The 15,172-nt window shown below is 73.1% G+C and carries 13 protein-coding genes; 6 read left to right on the top strand and 7 right to left on the bottom strand.

Going from position 1 to position 15,172, the window contains the following annotated elements:
- Window positions 1-45 precede the first annotated feature (45 nt).
- Window positions 46-3,798: an ABC transporter ATP-binding protein gene (locus tag IG74_RS0125580; RefSeq protein ID WP_030681845.1), complete on the top strand. Its 3,753-nt coding sequence runs from the start codon at window positions 46-48 to the stop codon at window positions 3,796-3,798.
- Between the two features lie 61 nt (window positions 3,799-3,859).
- On the opposite strand, the gene IG74_RS0125575 is transcribed toward IG74_RS0125580, so the two are convergent.
- Complete coding sequence (locus IG74_RS0125575) at window positions 3,860-4,285, bottom strand: RidA family protein (protein ID WP_030681840.1); 426 nt, start codon at window positions 4,283-4,285, stop codon at window positions 3,860-3,862.
- A gap of 143 nt (window positions 4,286-4,428) precedes the next feature.
- On the opposite strand from IG74_RS0125575, the gene IG74_RS0125570 reads away from it, so the two are divergent.
- Window positions 4,429-5,025 carry a TetR/AcrR family transcriptional regulator gene (locus tag IG74_RS0125570; protein ID WP_030681837.1) on the top strand — a complete coding sequence of 199 codons (597 nt, stop codon included), beginning with the start codon at window positions 4,429-4,431 and terminating at the stop codon, window positions 5,023-5,025.
- A 34-nt stretch (window positions 5,026-5,059) separates the two neighbouring features.
- On the opposite strand, the gene IG74_RS0125565 is transcribed toward IG74_RS0125570, so the two are convergent.
- Complete coding sequence (locus IG74_RS0125565; protein ID WP_234334454.1) at window positions 5,060-5,533, bottom strand: hypothetical protein; 474 nt, start codon at window positions 5,531-5,533, stop codon at window positions 5,060-5,062.
- A gap of 216 nt (window positions 5,534-5,749) precedes the next feature.
- On the opposite strand from IG74_RS0125565, the gene IG74_RS0125560 reads away from it, so the two are divergent.
- Window positions 5,750-6,142 (top strand): hypothetical protein, encoded by a 393-nt coding sequence (locus IG74_RS0125560; protein WP_037826057.1) that lies wholly within the window; start codon window positions 5,750-5,752, stop codon window positions 6,140-6,142.
- Between the two features lie 177 nt (window positions 6,143-6,319).
- Window positions 6,320-7,729: a S28 family serine protease gene (locus tag IG74_RS0125555; RefSeq protein WP_030681828.1), complete on the top strand. Its 1,410-nt coding sequence runs from the start codon at window positions 6,320-6,322 to the stop codon at window positions 7,727-7,729.
- 91 nt (window positions 7,730-7,820) lie between these two features.
- Here IG74_RS0125555 and IG74_RS0125550 read toward each other — a convergent pair whose 3' ends face one another.
- The 3 genes from IG74_RS0125550 to IG74_RS0125540 form a co-directional block, all read right to left on the bottom strand.
- On the bottom strand, window positions 7,821-8,438 hold the full coding sequence (locus IG74_RS0125550; RefSeq protein WP_030681824.1) for a hypothetical protein: 618 nt from the start codon (window positions 8,436-8,438) through the stop codon (window positions 7,821-7,823).
- Between the two features lie 131 nt (window positions 8,439-8,569).
- The gene (locus IG74_RS0125545) at window positions 8,570-10,321 is read right to left on the bottom strand and encodes a glycoside hydrolase family 3 protein (RefSeq protein WP_030681821.1); all 1,752 of its coding nucleotides are present in this window, start codon (window positions 10,319-10,321) and stop codon (window positions 8,570-8,572) included.
- Window positions 10,322-10,604: 283 nt separating this feature from the next.
- A complete protein-coding gene (locus IG74_RS0125540; RefSeq protein ID WP_030681818.1) occupies window positions 10,605-11,522 on the bottom strand; it encodes a LysR family transcriptional regulator in 918 nt (305 codons plus the stop codon).
- Window positions 11,523-11,670: 148 nt separating this feature from the next.
- Between IG74_RS0125540 and IG74_RS0125535 the strand changes: the two genes are divergently transcribed.
- Window positions 11,671-12,591, top strand: coding sequence for an EamA family transporter (locus IG74_RS0125535; RefSeq protein ID WP_030681815.1), 921 nt, complete (start codon window positions 11,671-11,673; stop codon window positions 12,589-12,591).
- Window positions 12,588-13,316 carry a MerR family transcriptional regulator gene (locus IG74_RS0125530; RefSeq protein WP_030681812.1) on the top strand — a complete coding sequence of 243 codons (729 nt, stop codon included), beginning with the start codon at window positions 12,588-12,590 and terminating at the stop codon, window positions 13,314-13,316. The genes IG74_RS0125535 and IG74_RS0125530 overlap by 4 nt, the downstream gene beginning before the upstream one ends.
- On the opposite strand, the gene IG74_RS0125525 is transcribed toward IG74_RS0125530, so the two are convergent.
- Entirely contained in the window at window positions 13,313-14,104 is a 792-nt protein-coding gene (locus IG74_RS0125525) for a sugar phosphate isomerase/epimerase family protein (protein ID WP_030681810.1), read from the bottom strand. The genes IG74_RS0125530 and IG74_RS0125525 overlap by 4 nt on opposite strands.
- 29 nt (window positions 14,105-14,133) lie before the next feature.
- Window positions 14,134-15,060, bottom strand: a complete 927-nt coding sequence (locus IG74_RS0125520; protein ID WP_030681807.1) for a bifunctional helix-turn-helix transcriptional regulator/GNAT family N-acetyltransferase — start codon at window positions 15,058-15,060, stop codon at window positions 14,134-14,136.
- Between the last annotated feature and the right edge of the window lie 112 nt (window positions 15,061-15,172).

Genomic DNA, 15,172 nt, shown 5'->3' with positions numbered 1-15,172 from the left:
GCCGTGTTGGGCCTCTCGGCAGGTCAGGACGGCGGGAGGAATGCGGTGACGGAGCGGCCGGAGCGGCAGGGCTGGGCGAGACGGCTGTGGGGGTACGCCTGGCGCTACCCCAAGGACGTGGTGCTCGCGCTCGGCTCGTCCCTCGGGGGCATGGCCGTCATGGCCGTCGTCCCGCTGCTCACCAAGGTCGTCATCGACGACGTGATCGGCGACCACAGCCGGTCCATGGGCCCCTGGGCGGGCGCCCTGCTCGGCGCCGCCGTCCTCGTCTACGTCATGACGTACATCCGCCGCTACTACGGCGGCCGCCTCGCCCTCGACGTGCAGCACGACCTGCGCACGGAGATGTACGACACCATCACCGCGCTCGACGGCCGGCGGCAGGGCGAGCTGTCCACCGGGCAGGTCGTGGGGCGCGCCACCAGCGACCTCCAGCTGATCCAGGGCCTGCTGTTCATGCTGCCCATGACCATCGGGAACGTCCTGCTGTTCGTGATGTCCTTGGCGATCATGGCCTGGCTCTCGCTGCCGCTCACCCTCGTCGCGCTCGCCGTCGCGCCCGCCCTGTGGTGGATCGCCCGCCGCAGCCGCACCCGGCTGCACCCGGCGACCTGGTACGCGCAGGCGCAGGCCGCCGCCGTCGCGGGCGTCGTGGACGGGGCCGTCAGCGGCGTGCGCGTGGTGAAGGGCTTCGGGCAGGAGGAGCAGGAGACCGGGAAGCTGCGCGAGGTCGGCCGCAGGCTGTTCGCGGGCCGCCTGCGCACCATCCGGCTCAACTCCCGCTACACGCCCGCCCTCCAGGCCGTGCCCACCCTCGGGCAGGTCGCGATGCTGGCGCTCGGCGGCTGGCTCGCGGTCGAGGGGGAGATCACGCTCGGCACCTTCGTGGCGTTCTCCACCTACCTCGCGCAGCTCGTCGGCCCGGTGCGGATGCTCGCCATGGTCCTGACCGTCGGCCAGCAGGCCCGCGCGGGCGCCGAGCGCGTCCTGGAGCTCATCGACACCCGGCCCGCCATCGCGGACGGCACCAAGGAGCTGCCCGCCGACGCCCCGGCGACCGTCGAGTTCGACGACGTGGCGTTCTCCTACGACCCCGACGACGACCGGCACGCCGTCCTCGACGGGCTCAGCTTCGAGATCCGCTCCGGCGAGACCCTCGCCGTCGTCGGCTCGTCCGGCAGCGGCAAGTCCACCGTCTCGCTGCTGCTTCCGCGCTTCTACGACGTGACGCGCGGCGCCGTCCTCATCGGCGGCCACGACGTGCGCGAGCTGACGCAGGAGTCCCTGCGCGCCGCGATCGGCCTCGTGCCCGAGGACTCCTTCCTCTTCTCCGACACCGTGCGCGCCAACATCGCGTACGGCCACCCGGAGGCCACGGACGAGGAGATCGAGCGGGCCGCCCGCGCCGCCCAGGCGGACCGCTTCATCAGCGAGCTGCCCGACGGCTACGCCACCAAGGTCGGCGAGCACGGGCTCACCCTCTCCGGCGGCCAGCGCCAGCGCGTCGCGCTCGCCCGCGCCATCCTCACCGACCCGCGCCTGCTGGTGCTCGACGACGCCACCTCCGCGGTGGACGCCCGGGTGGAGCACGAGATCCACGAGGCGCTCAAGCAGGTCATGGAGGGCCGGACCACCCTGCTCATCGCGCACCGGCGCTCCACCCTCGGCCTCGCCGACCGCATCGCCGTCCTCGACGGCGGCCGGCTCGCCGCCATCGGCACGCACGCCGAGCTCGAACGCACCTCGCCGCTGTACCGGCGCCTGCTCACCGACCCGGACGAGCTGGGCGGCGTCTCGCCCGGCCACGCCGCGCCCCGCACGGCACCGGCCGTCGAGGACACCTCCGTACGCGACGAGCTGGACGCCGAGTTCGACGCCGAGCGCGGCATCACCCCGCGCTTGTGGACGGGTGACCGCGAGCCCAAGGACACCGCTCTCGCCGGGGCCCCGGCCACGCCCGAGCTGCTCGCGCAGGTCGAAGCGCTGCCGCCCGCCGTCGACACGCCGGACATCGACGAGGCGCGGGCCGTCGCCCCCGAGGAGGCCTACGGCCTGCGCAGACTGCTGCGCGGCTTCGGTCTGCCGCTGCTCCTGAGCCTGCTGCTCGTCGCCGTGGACGCGGGGATGGGGCTGCTCCTTCCCGTCCTCATCCGGCACGGCATCGACGAGGGCGTCTCGCAGGCCGCGCTCGGCGCGGTGTGGGCCGCGTCGGGCCTCGCGCTCGCCGCCGTCGCCGTGCAGTGGCTGGCGCAGACCGGCGAGACCCGGATGACGGGACGCACCGGCGAACGCGTCCTGTACTCGCTGCGGCTGAAGATCTTCGCCCAGCTCCAGCGCCTCGGGCTCGACTACTACGAGCGGGAGCTGACCGGGCGCATCATGACCCGGATGACGACGGACGTGGACGCCCTGTCCACGTTCCTCCAGACGGGCCTGGTCACCGCGTTCGTCTCCGTCGTCACCTTCTTCGGCATCATGGCCGCCCTGCTCGTGATCGACCTCCAGCTCGCGCTCGTCGTCTTCGCGACGCTCCCGCTGCTCGTCGTCGGCACGTTCTTCTTCCGCAGGTCGAGCGTGAAGGCGTACGAACTGGCCCGTGAGCGCGTGTCCGTGGTCAACGCCGACCTCCAGGAGACCGTGGCCGGGCTGCGGATCGTGCAGGCCTTCCGGCGCGAGCGGACGGGCGGCGCGCGGTTCGCGGCCCGCAGCGACGACTACCGCCGGGCGCGGGTGCGCGGCCAGTGGCTGATCTCGGTGTACTTCCCGTTCGTGCAGCTGCTGTCCTCGGTCGCGGTCGTCGCCGTCCTGATCGTGGGCGCGCACCGCGTGGACGCGGGCACCCTGACGACCGGCGCCCTCGTCGCCTATCTGCTCTACATCGACCTGTTCTTCGCCCCCGTGCAGCAGCTGTCCCAGGTCTTCGACGGCTACCAGCAGGCGACCGTGTCGCTCGGCCGCATCCAGGAGCTGCTGCGCGAGCCGACCTCGACGAAGGCCCCGGACGAGCCGCTCGACGTGCTGTCCCTGCGCGGCGAGATCGCCTTCGAGGACGTGGAGTTCGCGTACGCGGGCGCCACCGGGGACACCCCCGCCGGGGCGGCGGCCGAGACCGCGCTCAGCGGCATCGACCTGCGCATCCCCGCGGGCCAGACCGTCGCCTTCGTCGGCGAGACCGGCGCGGGCAAGTCCACCCTGGTCAAGCTCGTCGCCCGGTTCTACGACCCGACGGGCGGCCGCGTCACCGTCGACGGCACCGATCTGCGGGCCCTGGACCTCACCTCGTACCGGCACCGGCTCGGCGTCGTGCCGCAGGAGGCGTACCTGTTCGCGGGCACCGTGCGCGACGCCATCGCCTACGGCCGCCCCGACGCCACCGACGCGTCGGTCGAGGCGGCGGCCCGCGCGGTCGGCGCGCACGACATGATCGCCACGCTCGACGGCGGCTATCTGCACGAGGTGGCCGAGCGCGGCCGCAATCTGTCGGCGGGCCAGCGCCAGCTGATCGCCCTGGCCCGCGCGGAGCTCGTCGACCCCGACATCCTGCTCCTGGACGAGGCCACCGCGGCGCTCGACCTCGCCACCGAGGCCCAGGTCAACCAGGCCACCGACCGCATCGCGGGCAAGCGCACCACGCTGGTGGTGGCCCACCGCCTCACCACGGCGGCCCGCGCGGACCGGGTGGTCGTGATGGACCACGGCCGGGTCGCGGAGGACGGCACCCACGAGGAGCTCCTGGCCCGCGACGGCCGGTACGCGGAGCTGTGGCGCACGTTCGTGGGGGAGCCGGTCGAGGCCTGAGCCCGCGCGTACGGGGGCCCGAGGGGGCGGCCGGGCCCGGCCCGGCCGCCCCCTCGGGCCGTCACGCGGCCGTCCGGTCGAGCGCGATGACCTCGACCTCGATCAGCCAGTCGGGCTGTGCGAGCGAGACCACCTCGACGAGGGTGTCCGCGGGGTAGGGCTCGGCCAGGAACTCCTCGCGCAGGGTGATGGTGTGCGGCAGGTTCTCCGCCATGCCGCGCACGAAGATCCCCACCTTCACCACGTCGGCGAAGGTGAGCCCCGCGGCCTCCAGGACCCGCGCCACGTTGCGGAACGCCTGCCTGCCCTGGGCGAGGAAGCCGCCCTCCACGGTCGTCCCGCTCTCGTCGAAGCCCGCCTGGCCCGACACGTACACGAACCCACCCGCCTTCACGGCCTGCGAGATCCGGTACGACGCGTACCAGTCCGGCGTGGTCGCGACCTTCTCGATGCGGGCCCCGGCGGTGGTGCTCCGGTCGTTCGACATGGCTCTCCCCAATGATCGACGGGTCCGGTGGCGGGCCCGATGTCGGCGTTACGAAACGTTCCGTAACGTGTGAGAAAGCTAGGGCGGCTCCCGGCCTCTTGTCAAAACGAAACGTAACGTCACGCCTGGGGTAGGGTGGCGGCATGCCCCCTGAGCCCAACAGTGAACGACGCAGCGAACGCGCCCGCCGAGCGGTCCTGGATGCGGTGTACGAGCTGGCGACGAGCAAGGGCTACGCGAAGCTGACCATCGAGGCCATCGCCGCCCGGGCCGGCGTCGGCAAGCCCACGATCTACCGCTGGTGGTCCTGCAAGGGGGCGGTGGCGCTCGACGCCCTGGACGAACGGATCGGCGCGGCCACGGACTTCCCCGACACCGGGGACATCGCGGCCGACCTCACCGCCCAGATCGCCTCGGTGACCGCCATGCTCACCGGCGACCTGGGCCGGGTCTACCGCGGCATCATCGGCGAGGCCCAGAGCGACCCCGAGCTGATGGCGACCGTCCGCGAGATCATCGTCGACCCGCGCGTGCGCCAGTGCCAGGAGCGCCTGGAGCGGGCCGTCGCGGCCGGACAGCTCCGCGCCGACCTGCCCACCGCGGCCATGGTCGACCTCTTCTACGCCCCTGTGTACTACCGCTTCCTCATGGGGGGCGACGACGCGGAGGTCGCGCGGAGCGCGGACCTCGTGCGGGACGTCCTGGCCGGGCTCCGGCCCGCGGCGGGGGCACGGTCGTAGCCGGGGCGGGGCCCGTCGGGGCCCAAGTGGAGCCTCAGTACGCCGACTTGATGTCGGTGATCTTACGGGTCGCCAGGTCGGACTGGACCGACAGATAGGTGTAGGTGCGCTCCGCGCCGGTGCCCCAGGTCAGGCGCACCGTCGAGGTGGTCTTGCCCATGCCGCTGTCGCCCGCCGTCACGCGCCAGGCGCTCGGCACGTTCTGCGCGCGCAGCACGCCGTCGGCGTCGTGGCGCCGCTCCCAGTCGAGCAGTCGCCCGCGCAGGTCGGCGGTCAGATAGAAGGTGCGGAGCGCGGCGGCGGCCTTGTTCGAGCCGGGGTCGCTCGCCACGTCGACGTAGGCGCCGTAGAAGTGGGCGACCCGTTCGTAGGCGGGCCCCGAACTGCCGCTGCGGGCGGGCGCCTGGCCCGGCTCGGCGGCGGGCGCGGCGGGCGGTGCGCCGGTCTCGGGCGTGGCGGAGGCCGCGGACGGCACGGCGGCCACGGCGGCGAGGAGGGCGGCGGCCACGATCAGATGGGGACCGCGGGGGCCGGAGCCGCGGCGTAACGGACGTATCGGAGTCATTGGGTGCCTGCCTTTCGCGTTCTGTCCCGTTCGACCACGGGTGGCTGGGGGAAGTTGTGTCAAACCTGGAAAATGGCAGGGACCATTCCGCAACCGTCGGATGCTTGTCCGGCGTCCGTACGTCCGTACGCTGATGCCGGGGTGGCGGGAGGGCTCATCGTGAAGAGTGGTCGGATACGGCGCCGCGTGGCGGGAGGCGCCGCCGCGGTCGCCGCTGCCCTCCTGTTCGCGCTCGCGGGCCCCGGTGCGGGTGCGGCCCAGGCCGCCCCGATCTGCCCCGGCCAGAAGATCCGCACCCTCGCCTTCAGCACCGGCAAGGTCGTCCTCTACAAGAAGCGCGGCTTCGTCTGCGCCGTGACGTACGCCAAGAGCACCCGCAACCGCAAGCCCATGTCCATCAGCGTGCAGGCGCGCGGCAGCCGCCCCGTGCGCGACGCGGGCCGCTTCGTGCGCCTCGCGGGCCCGGTGAAGGTGCACGCGGGCCACCGCTGCGTGTGGATCAAGGGCGATGTGAGCGGCCGCGGGGTCAGCTCGGGCTGGATCCTCTGCTGAGGACGCGGTACGGACCAGGGGCGGCGCGCGTCCGCTGGACGGACACGGCTGTCCCCTAAGTGAATTTCCCTCTGCCGCGATGGCGGTGAATGGCCCCTTTGTCCTCAATGCGGCCTGGTGTGCGGCCAGTTGCTCCGTTAGGTTCCGGGGAATCGCCGCGCCGACAGGGGAGGACGCATGCGCAAGACGCTCAGATGGGTGTTGTCACTCGTGGTGCTGATAGGCACCGTGGGCTTCACCGGAGCCACGGCCGCCACCGCAGCCGAGACGGGGGCGCCCGCCGCCAAGACCGACATCAAGGACCGGCTCCTCGCCATCAAGGGCATGAGCCTCATCGAGGAGAAGCCGTACGACGGCTACCGCTTCTTCGTCCTGAACTACCGGCAGCCGGTCGACCACCGGCACCCCTCCAAGGGCACCTTCCAGCAGCGCATCACCGTGCTGCACAAGGACACCGCCCGGCCCACCGTCTTCCACACCTCGGGCTACGGCCTGAACGTGAACCCGGGCCGCTCCGAGCCGACCCGCATCATCGACGGCAACCAGGTCTCCATGGAGTACCGCTTCTTCACGCCGTCGCGCCCGGCCCCGGCCGACTGGAAGAAGCTCGACATCTGGCAGGCCGCCAGCGACCAGCACCGCATCTTCAAGGCCCTCAAGCCGGTCTACACCAAGAAGTGGCTGTCCACCGGAGCCTCCAAGGGCGGCATGACCGCCACCTACTTCGAGCGCTTCTACCCGCGTGACATGGACGGCGTCGTCGCCTACGTCGCGCCCAACGACGTGAACAACAAGGAAGACTCCGCCTACGACCGCTTCCTCGCGACCGTCGGTACCAAGGAGTGCCGCACGAAGATCGAGGCCGCGCAGCGCGAGGCGCTGGTGCGCCGCGAGCCGCTGGAGAAGCTGTACGCCGCCCACGCGGCCGCCAACGGCTACACCTTCAAGACCATCGGCAACCTCGACAAGGCCTTCGAGGCCGTCGTGCTCGACGTGAACTGGGGCTTCTGGCAGTACCAGCAGTCGGCGACGGCCTGCGCGCAGGTGCCGACCGCGGCGACGGTCAGCGACCAGGCCCTGTTCGACTGGATCGAGCAGGTCGGCGGCTGGTCCTCCTACGCCGACCAGGGCCTTGAGTACTACACGCCGTACTACTACCAGGCCGGTACGCAGCTCGGTTCGCCCGACATCAAGCAGCCCTGGCTCGCCGACCTGAGCCGCTACGGCTACCAGCCGCCGCGCAACTTCGTGCCGCGCGAGATCCCGATGCGCTTCCAGAAGGGCGCCATGAAGGACGTCGACCGCTGGGTGCGCCACAACTCCCGCCGGATGATGTTCGTGTACGGCGAGAACGACCCGTGGGGCGCGGAGCCGTTCCGCCCCGCGCGCGGGGCGAAGCACGACTCGCACGTCTTCACGGCGCCGGGCGCCAACCACGGGGCGAACGTCGCCGGGCTCACGGCCGCGGACAAGACCGCGGCCACGGAGCGCATCCTCGCCTGGGCGGGCGTACCCACGGCGAAGCCGGCCCCGTACGACGCGAAGCTCGACCGCGAACGCAAGCAGCAGATGACGCTGCGGCCGTAATCGGCGCTCCGCGCCTCGTCCTCAAACGCCGGACGGGCTGAATCCTGCCGCTTGCGGCGGAGTTCCAGCCCTCCGGCGTTTGAGCGGCGGGCTATACCCGGACCGCGCAGCCCACCGGGCGGGGGCCGCCCAGGGATACGTACAGGGCGGTGCCGGGGGCGCAGGACGAGCGGGTGGGGACGGCCGCGACGACGCGGTACTCCGGGGTGCGGGGGCCCGAGCCGTCGCACGCGGTCTCGCGGACCTCGCCACGCCCGGCCCCGTACACGCAGTCGCCCACGACGGTCCGCGGCCCGCCCCCGCCCCCGGGATCCCCGGGGTGCGGCGGCTCCAGGTTCCGCATGCAGGCGTACCCGCGCGACACCTCCCCGTCGCCGTCCTCGTCGACGGAGGGCCGGCTCTCGCTGATGTGCAGGACGTAGTCGGTGCGGGCGGGGCAGGCGGGCCCGTCGCCGACGCGCCCGTCGTAGCGGGCGATGACGCGCGCGGCGGCCCGCTCGCTGTCGCAGGGCACCTCCGTGACGCGCTCGCGCCCCCGCGACCCGCAGTCGTCGGCGCCGAGGAAGACCGCCCCGTGCCCACCGGCCGTACCGGTCAGCGTGGGCCGCTGCGATGCGGCGTCGGAGTCCCCGGACCACTGGCATCCCGCGAGGGCGAGGGCGACGAGCAGCACGCCGCCGCACGCCGCTCCCGCCCCGGTCCTCCGCATGGCAGCCCCCCGCCCCCTGGCCATGTGTACCCAGCGTGACCCCGGCACGCGCGGGCACGCCAGGCGCTCGGGGGGCTTTGCGCTCGTTGGCGACGGGCCGGGTCGCGCGCTGCGTACGGCCGGTACGCCCGTCAGTCGGACTCGGCGTACGGCTCGTACGAAAGGCCGTGGCCGATGGGGTACAGCACCTGCCCGGGGGCGTCCGGTCGCGGCACGGGCACCGGCAGGCGGCCCGCGGGCCGGGCGCGGCCCGCGACGACGCGGGCGGCGGCGCGCAGTTCGACGTCGGTCCAGGAGTAGGTGGCGAGCGCCGCGGCCGTGCCCGGCAGGTCCTGCGGGGTGCGGACCGCGAGGGTGACGACGGGCACGCCGGTGGCGGCGAGCGCGGCGACGAGACCGGCCTGGGCGTCGCCCTGAGTGACGTCGTACGCCGTGACGAGCACCGCGGCGCGGCCCGCGGCGGCCGCCACCGCCTCGTCGACGGCCTCCTTGGACGGGCTGATCCCCGTGCTCAACGCGGTGGCGGAGAAGCCGAGTCCGGTGAGCGCGGCGGCGAGGACGGCGGTGGGCGGCCCGGTCGTGCCGGAGGGCGACACCGGGTCGGCGCCGAGGACCAGCAGGTCGCGATGGGTGTCGGGGGACAGTGGGAGCAGGCCGCCGTCGTTGCGGAGCAGCGTGGTCGTACGGTCGGCGATGCGGTCGGCGGTGGCTCGGTGGGCACCGGTGCCGACGGTCTCGTCGAGGGCGTCGAGGGAGACGAACGGATCGTCGAAGAGGCCGAGCTTCGCCTTGAGTTCGAGGACGCGAAGGACGGAGGCGTCGATGCGCTCCTCGCTCAGCTCGCCCTCGCGCACGGCCCGCACGACCGCGTTCCAGGCGAGCTCCGGCTGCGGCGGGTCGAGCAGCTGGTCGACGCCCGCTTTCAGGGCGAGCACGGCCACGCGGTCGTCGCCGTACTTGGTGCGGACGCCCCGCATGGACAGCGAGTCGGTGACCACCAGGCCCTGGTGGCCGAGCTGTTCGCGCAGCACGCCGGTGACGATCGGGTACGAGAGGGTGGCCGGGTCGAGCGCCGGGTCGAGGGCGGGCACGACGAGGTGCGCGGTCATCACGGCGTCCACCCCGGCGGCGAGCGCGGCGCGGAACGGCGGCGCGTCCAGCTCCTCCCACTCCTCGCGGCTGTGGTGGATGTGCGGCAAGGCGGTGTGGCTGTCGGTCTCGGTGTCGCCGTGGCCGGGGAAGTGCTTGGCGGCCGTGGCGATCCCGGCGCTCCGGTACCCCTCGATCTGGGCGGTCACGAAGCCGGAGACGGCGTCGGGGCCCGCGCCGAAGGACCGTACGCCGATGACGGGGTTGGCCGGGTTCACGTTCACGTCGGCGGACGGCGCGTAGTTCTGGCGGATGCCGAGCGCGTGCAGCTCGGCCCCGGCGATGCGGGCCGCCTCGCGCACGTCGTCGTGGGAGCCGCCCGCGCCGAGCGCCATCGCGCCGGGGAGCAGGGTGGCGGGCGCGCCGACGCGGGCGACGACGCCGTGCTCCTGGTCGATGGTGAGGAGCAGCGGCACGCCGGGCGAGCAGCCGAGGGCGGCGCGCTGGACGTCGTTGGACAGGGTGGCGAGCTGGCGCGGGTCGCGGGTGTTGTGGGCCCAGCCGAAGTAGATGAGCCCGCCGGGCCGGAACTTGGCGACGGCCTCGGCGGCGGTGCGGACGCCCAGCTCCCGCTCGTTGATCTCGATGTCGGCCGGGTCGGGGTCGGTGGCGTGGTGTCCGTACACGTGCAGGACGAAGAGCTGGCCGACCTTCTCCTCGAGCGTCATGCGGGCCAGGAGGGCGCGCGGGTCGTCCACGGTGACAGGGGCAGCGTCAAGAGAGTCGTGAGGCACCTGCCACGGATATCCCGTGGCGTGCGGCGGGTCAAGGCTGCGGGCGTCGGGGAACAGTGCCGCCACCGGCGCAATGGAGGGGGCGCACCGGTGGCGGCGTGCTGCCGGCCGCGGGCGGCGGAGAGGGAGGTCAGCGGTCGCAGCCAGCAGCGATGCCGACACCGCCTCGCGGAGACTCTCCGGCAGCGTGTCCGTTGGACGAGCGGGCCGCCGTCCGGGTTCCCCGAGGGGCGCGGATCGGGAGAAGTCGGGGCGGACGGTGAGGGTGGGGCACGGGAGCCGCTCAACCCGCCCGCATCGGGCCCTCGTCGGGCCAGGCCTCCTGCAACACCCGTACGGTCTCCGCGATCGCGGGCCGCCGGGCCGCGCCGCTCCGCCACACCGCGTACAGCCTGCGCATCGGCATCGGGTCGAGGCGCACCGCGGCCACGCCGGGCGGCAGCGGGCCGCGCCCGAGGCGGGGGAGCAGCGCGATGCCGAGCCCGGCGGCGACGAGCGCGATCAGGGTGGGGTTCTCCTCGGCCTGGTGGACGATGTCCATCTCGCACCCGGCGGCCCGCATCGTCCGCACCAGCCAGTCGTGGCAGATCTGCCCCGGCGGCTGCGAGACCCAGCGCTCGCCCTTCAGATCGGTGCGGCGCACCGAGTCCCGGCCGGCGAGCGGATGCCCCTCGGGCACCAGCAGGTCGCACAGGTCGTCGCCGATCACGGCCTGGTCGACACCCGGCGGCGTGGCCAGCGGGGTGATGTCCCAGTCGTGCACGACCGCGAGGTCCACGACGCCCTTGGCGACGAGGTCGACCGACAGGTGCGGTTCGACCTCGGAGAGCCGGGCGTCGAGCGCCGGGTGGCGCCGCGCGAGCTCGGCGAGGACGCCGGGCAGCAGGCCGCGCGCCGCGGAGGCGAACGCCATGACGGTGAGGCGGCCCGCGGGCACGCCGCGCCGCTCCTCCAGCTCCGTCTCCGCGCGCTCCATGATGGCCAGCAACTCCCGGGTGGCGGCGGCGAGATGCAGCGCCTCCTCGGTGAGCGCGACGCCGCGCCCCCGGCGTTCGAGCAGGGTCGTGCGGGTCTCCCGCTCCAGCTTGGCGATCTGCTGGGAGACGGCGGACGGCGTGTAGCCGAGCGCGGCGGCGGCCGCGCCCACGGTCCCGTGCACGGACACGGCGTGCAGGGCCTTGAGCCGAGCCAGATCGAGCAAGGCGTCCTCCTCGGATCGCGAACGACGCGCCAGGGCGGCGCACGCACGGGCATGGACGGGCACGTACGGGCACACCTAAGCAACGCTAAATCCAATCATGAAGAAATCCGAGCTGGTGCTACACACTTCAGCGGGTGATCCTCGAAACATGCGTCCCACCCACATCTGCCTAGCCGTGCTCGTCGCCGCCATCTGGGGCGTCAACTTCGTCGTGATCGAGATCGGCCTCGACCACTTCCCGCCGCTGCTCTTCTCGGCCCTGCGCTTCCTCGTCGCGGCGCTGCCCGCCGTGTTCCTCGTCGGCCGCCCCAAGGTCGCCTGGAAGTGGCTGATCGGGGTGGGCCTCGCCCTGGGCGTGGCGAAGTTCGGCCTGCTGTTCATCGGCATGGACGCGGGGATGCCCGCGGGCCTCTCCTCCCTCGTCCTGCAGATCCAGGCGGTCTTCACCGCGCTCATCGCCTTCGCGGTCCTCGGCGAAGTCCCGTCCCGCGTCAGGGTGGTGGGCATGGCGGTCGCCCTCGTCGGCATCGGCGTGGCGGCGGTCGACGAGGGCGCGTCCGGGCCGCTGACCGCCTTCGGCCTGACCGTCGCGGCCGCCGCCTGCTGGGGCGTGTCGAACGTCCTCACCCGCAAGGCGGCGCCCCCGGACGCCCTGAACTTCATGGTGTGGGTGAGCACCGTCCCGATCCTGCCGCTCCTCGGCCTCTCGCTGCTCTTCGAGGGCCCCTCGCGCGACCTGGACGCGCTGCGCTCGCTCGACTGGCAGGGCGCGGGGGTGATCGTCTGGGTCGCCTGGGTCGCGACGGTCTTCGGCTTCGGCACCTGGGGCTATCTGCTGCGCCGCTACCCCGCGTCGACCGTGGCCCCCTTCACGCTCCTGGTCCCGGTGTTCGGCATGTCGTCGTCGGCGCTGTTCCTCGACGAGTCGGTGAGCGGTGCCCAGTGGTGCGCGGCCGCGCTCCTGGTCGGCGGAGTGGCGCTGACCTCCTTCGCCCGCCCGCCGAAGCCCCCGGCGTACGCTGCGCCCGTGTCCTCCGCAGCCACGAAGGAACCCGCCACCCCGGTATGACGTCCGAGCGAGCCCTGCGCCCCATCGACCTGGCCCGCCTCGCGGGCGTCTCCACCCAGCTGATCCGCGACTACGCGGACGCGGGCGTCCTGCCGCCCACCGAGCGCACCCCGTCCGGCTACCGCCGCTTCCACCCGGTGCACGCCCGGGCGCTCCTGACGTACCGGGCGCTGGCCAGGGGCTTCGGCGCGGAGACGGCCCGGGGGATCATGCGGGCCGTGCACGCGGCGGACGTGCCCGCGGCCCTGGCCCTGGTGGACGCCGCGCACGCGGAGCTGCACGCCCGGCGCGAGGCGCTGCGGGCGACGGCCGAGGCCCTCGCGGCGGTGGCGGACGAGCCCCTGGCGGGCGGATCCGAGCCCCGCACCCGCTCCCCGCTCACCGTCTCGGAGGCGGCCGCCCAGGTGGGCGTCCGCCCCTCGGCGCTCCGCGTCTGGGAGTCGGCGGGCCTGCTCGCCCCTGCCCGGGAGCGCGGCACCCGCTACCGCCGCTACGGCGCGGCGGACCTCCGCGACGCCCGGATGATCAGCCTGCTCCGCCAGGCCCGCTACCCGCTGGCCCAGATCCGCCCGGTCCTTGAGGATCTGCGCGAGACGGGCGGCAGCGAGGCCCTGCGCGCGGCCCTTGACCGCAGGACGCGAGACCTCACCCGGACGTCCCGGGCCACGCTGGAGGGGGCGAGCCGCCTGCACGCGTACGTCACGGACGGCGAAGCCCCGGCCTAGGCGCTGTCACTCACCAGCCGGGCGAGCAACTCCCGCCCCCCGCCCAACAACCCGGCAAGCGGCGCGGCATCGTCGTACCACCGCTTCTCGTACTCCCAGCACAGCCATCCGTCCCACCCCCGCCGCCCGAGCAGCTGCACGCACTCGGCCAGCGGGAGCACCCCGTCACCCAGGGCGAGGGGAGTGGTGTCGTCGGCGCCCGCGATGTCCTTCACCTGTACGTACCCGAGATAGGGCCCGAGCGCGGCGAAGGTGTCGGCGACGTCCTCGCCCCCCAGCCAGGTGTGCATGAGGTCCCACAGCGCACCGGCGTGCAGATGCCCGACGGCGCCGAGGACGCGGGCGGCGTCGGCCCCGGTGCGATGCGAGTCGTGGGTCTCCATCAGGACCCGCACCCCCGCGTCGGCGGCGAACTCGGCGGCGACCCCGAGCCGCCGAGCGGCGACGGCATCGGCATCCGGGCTCTCGCCACCACCGGGAAAGACCCGCACGAACGGCGCCCCCAGATCCCGAGCCAGCTCAACAAGCCCCCGCACCTCATCCAGCACCACATCATCGGCACAGTCATCGGCGAGCCGCGCATACCCGGCAACACCCACGACACTCACCCCGGCGGCCTTGAACGAGGCGACGACATCGGCCCGTTCGCCGGGCCCGATCCCCGGATGGACGGGTTCTTCGGGATGCGCGCGCAGCTCGACGCCGTGGTAGCCGTGCGTGGTGGCGAGGCGGAGCACGTCCTCGACGGGCAGGCCGGGCACGCCGAGCGTGGAGAAGGCGAGTCTCATGGCCGGGAACCTATCCAGAACGCCCCCGCTCATTCGTCGCCGAGCGGAAGCCGCCAGTCCTGCCCCACGAGATCTACACCGAAGGACCGGTGGGCCTTCTCCTCGACCAGCACGAATCCGTGCCGCTCATAGATCCCCCGAGCGGAGGCGAGCACGTCATTGGTCCACAGAACCACTTCCCGATACCCCACACCCCGCGCGAACCGAACAACAGCCCCCACCAGCCGGTCCCCGATCCCGAGCCCCCGCGCATCGGGCTCCACGAGAAGCAGCCGAAGCCGGGCGACGCCCGGCACCTCGCCCCGTACGCACATCACGCACCCCACGGGCCGCCCGTCGAGCTCGGCGATCCAGGTCCGCTCCACATGCGGATCGTGGTCCTGGGCGAAGTCGGCGACGATCCGCGCGACGAGCCCTTCGTAGTCGGCGTTCCACCCGAACTCGGAGGCGTACACAGCTCCGTTGCGCTGCACGATCCACCCGAGCTCCCCGGCCCCCGGCTCCCGCAACAGCACCTGCGCACCTTCGGGAGCGCGCCGCTTGCCCAGGATCTCCCGCACCACCCCCATGGCGGCCACGAGCCGCTCCCGCTCCCCGGCGCTGACACCCCCCAGCAACGCCCCCACGGCCTCCCGGGACCGCTCGTCCAGCAGATCGGCCGCCTCCCGCCCCCGAGCCGTCAGCGAAACCCGCCGCCGCCGCGGATCCCGCTCCGAAGGCGCCCGCTCCACCAGCCCGTCCTCCTCGAACCGAGCCAGGATCCGACTCAAGTACCCGGCGTCCAAGGACAGTTCGGTCCGCAGATCCACAGCGTCGGTCCGCACCGAGTGCGCGAGCTCGTACAGCACACGGGACTCGGTCAGCGTGTACGGCGCGTACAGATGACGGCTGTAGTCGAGAGCGCCGATGAGGTTCGTATAGAAGCGATTGAACGAACGGATCTCCTGAACGCTCATCGAGCACCCCACACGGTTGACTCAGTCAGAAATAAAAGAGTAAGCCCGCCCAGCACACCCCGACCAAGCAACTTGAGACTTTCACTCCCAACACCCGCCACTCGCCACCCAA

Origin of the sequence: Streptomyces sp. NRRL B-1347, from assembly GCF_000720325.1 — a bacterium.
Taxonomy (GTDB): Bacteria; Actinomycetota; Actinomycetes; order Streptomycetales; family Streptomycetaceae; genus Streptomyces.
This window is presented reverse-complemented; position numbering and strand designations above follow the sequence as displayed.

Bases quoted from the DNA above. Each gene is read 5' to 3' on its own strand.
- IG74_RS0125575 (WP_030681840.1), bottom strand. From the start codon at position 4,285: ATGTCGAACGACCGGAGCACCACCGCCGGGGCCCGCATCGAGAAGGTC.
- IG74_RS0125570 (WP_030681837.1), top strand. From the start codon at position 4,429: ATGCCCCCTGAGCCCAACAGTGAACGACGCAGCGAACGCGCCCGCCGA.
- IG74_RS0125555 (WP_030681828.1), top strand. From the start codon at position 6,320: ATGCGCAAGACGCTCAGATGGGTGTTGTCACTCGTGGTGCTGATAGGC.
- IG74_RS0125550 (WP_030681824.1), bottom strand. From the start codon at position 8,438: ATGCGGAGGACCGGGGCGGGAGCGGCGTGCGGCGGCGTGCTGCTCGTC.
- IG74_RS0125535 (WP_030681815.1), top strand. From the start codon at position 11,671: ATGCGTCCCACCCACATCTGCCTAGCCGTGCTCGTCGCCGCCATCTGG.
- IG74_RS0125530 (WP_030681812.1), top strand. From the start codon at position 12,588: ATGACGTCCGAGCGAGCCCTGCGCCCCATCGACCTGGCCCGCCTCGCG.
- IG74_RS0125525 (WP_030681810.1), bottom strand. From the start codon at position 14,104: ATGAGACTCGCCTTCTCCACGCTCGGCGTGCCCGGCCTGCCCGTCGAG.
- IG74_RS0125520 (WP_030681807.1), bottom strand. From the start codon at position 15,060: ATGAGCGTTCAGGAGATCCGTTCGTTCAATCGCTTCTATACGAACCTC.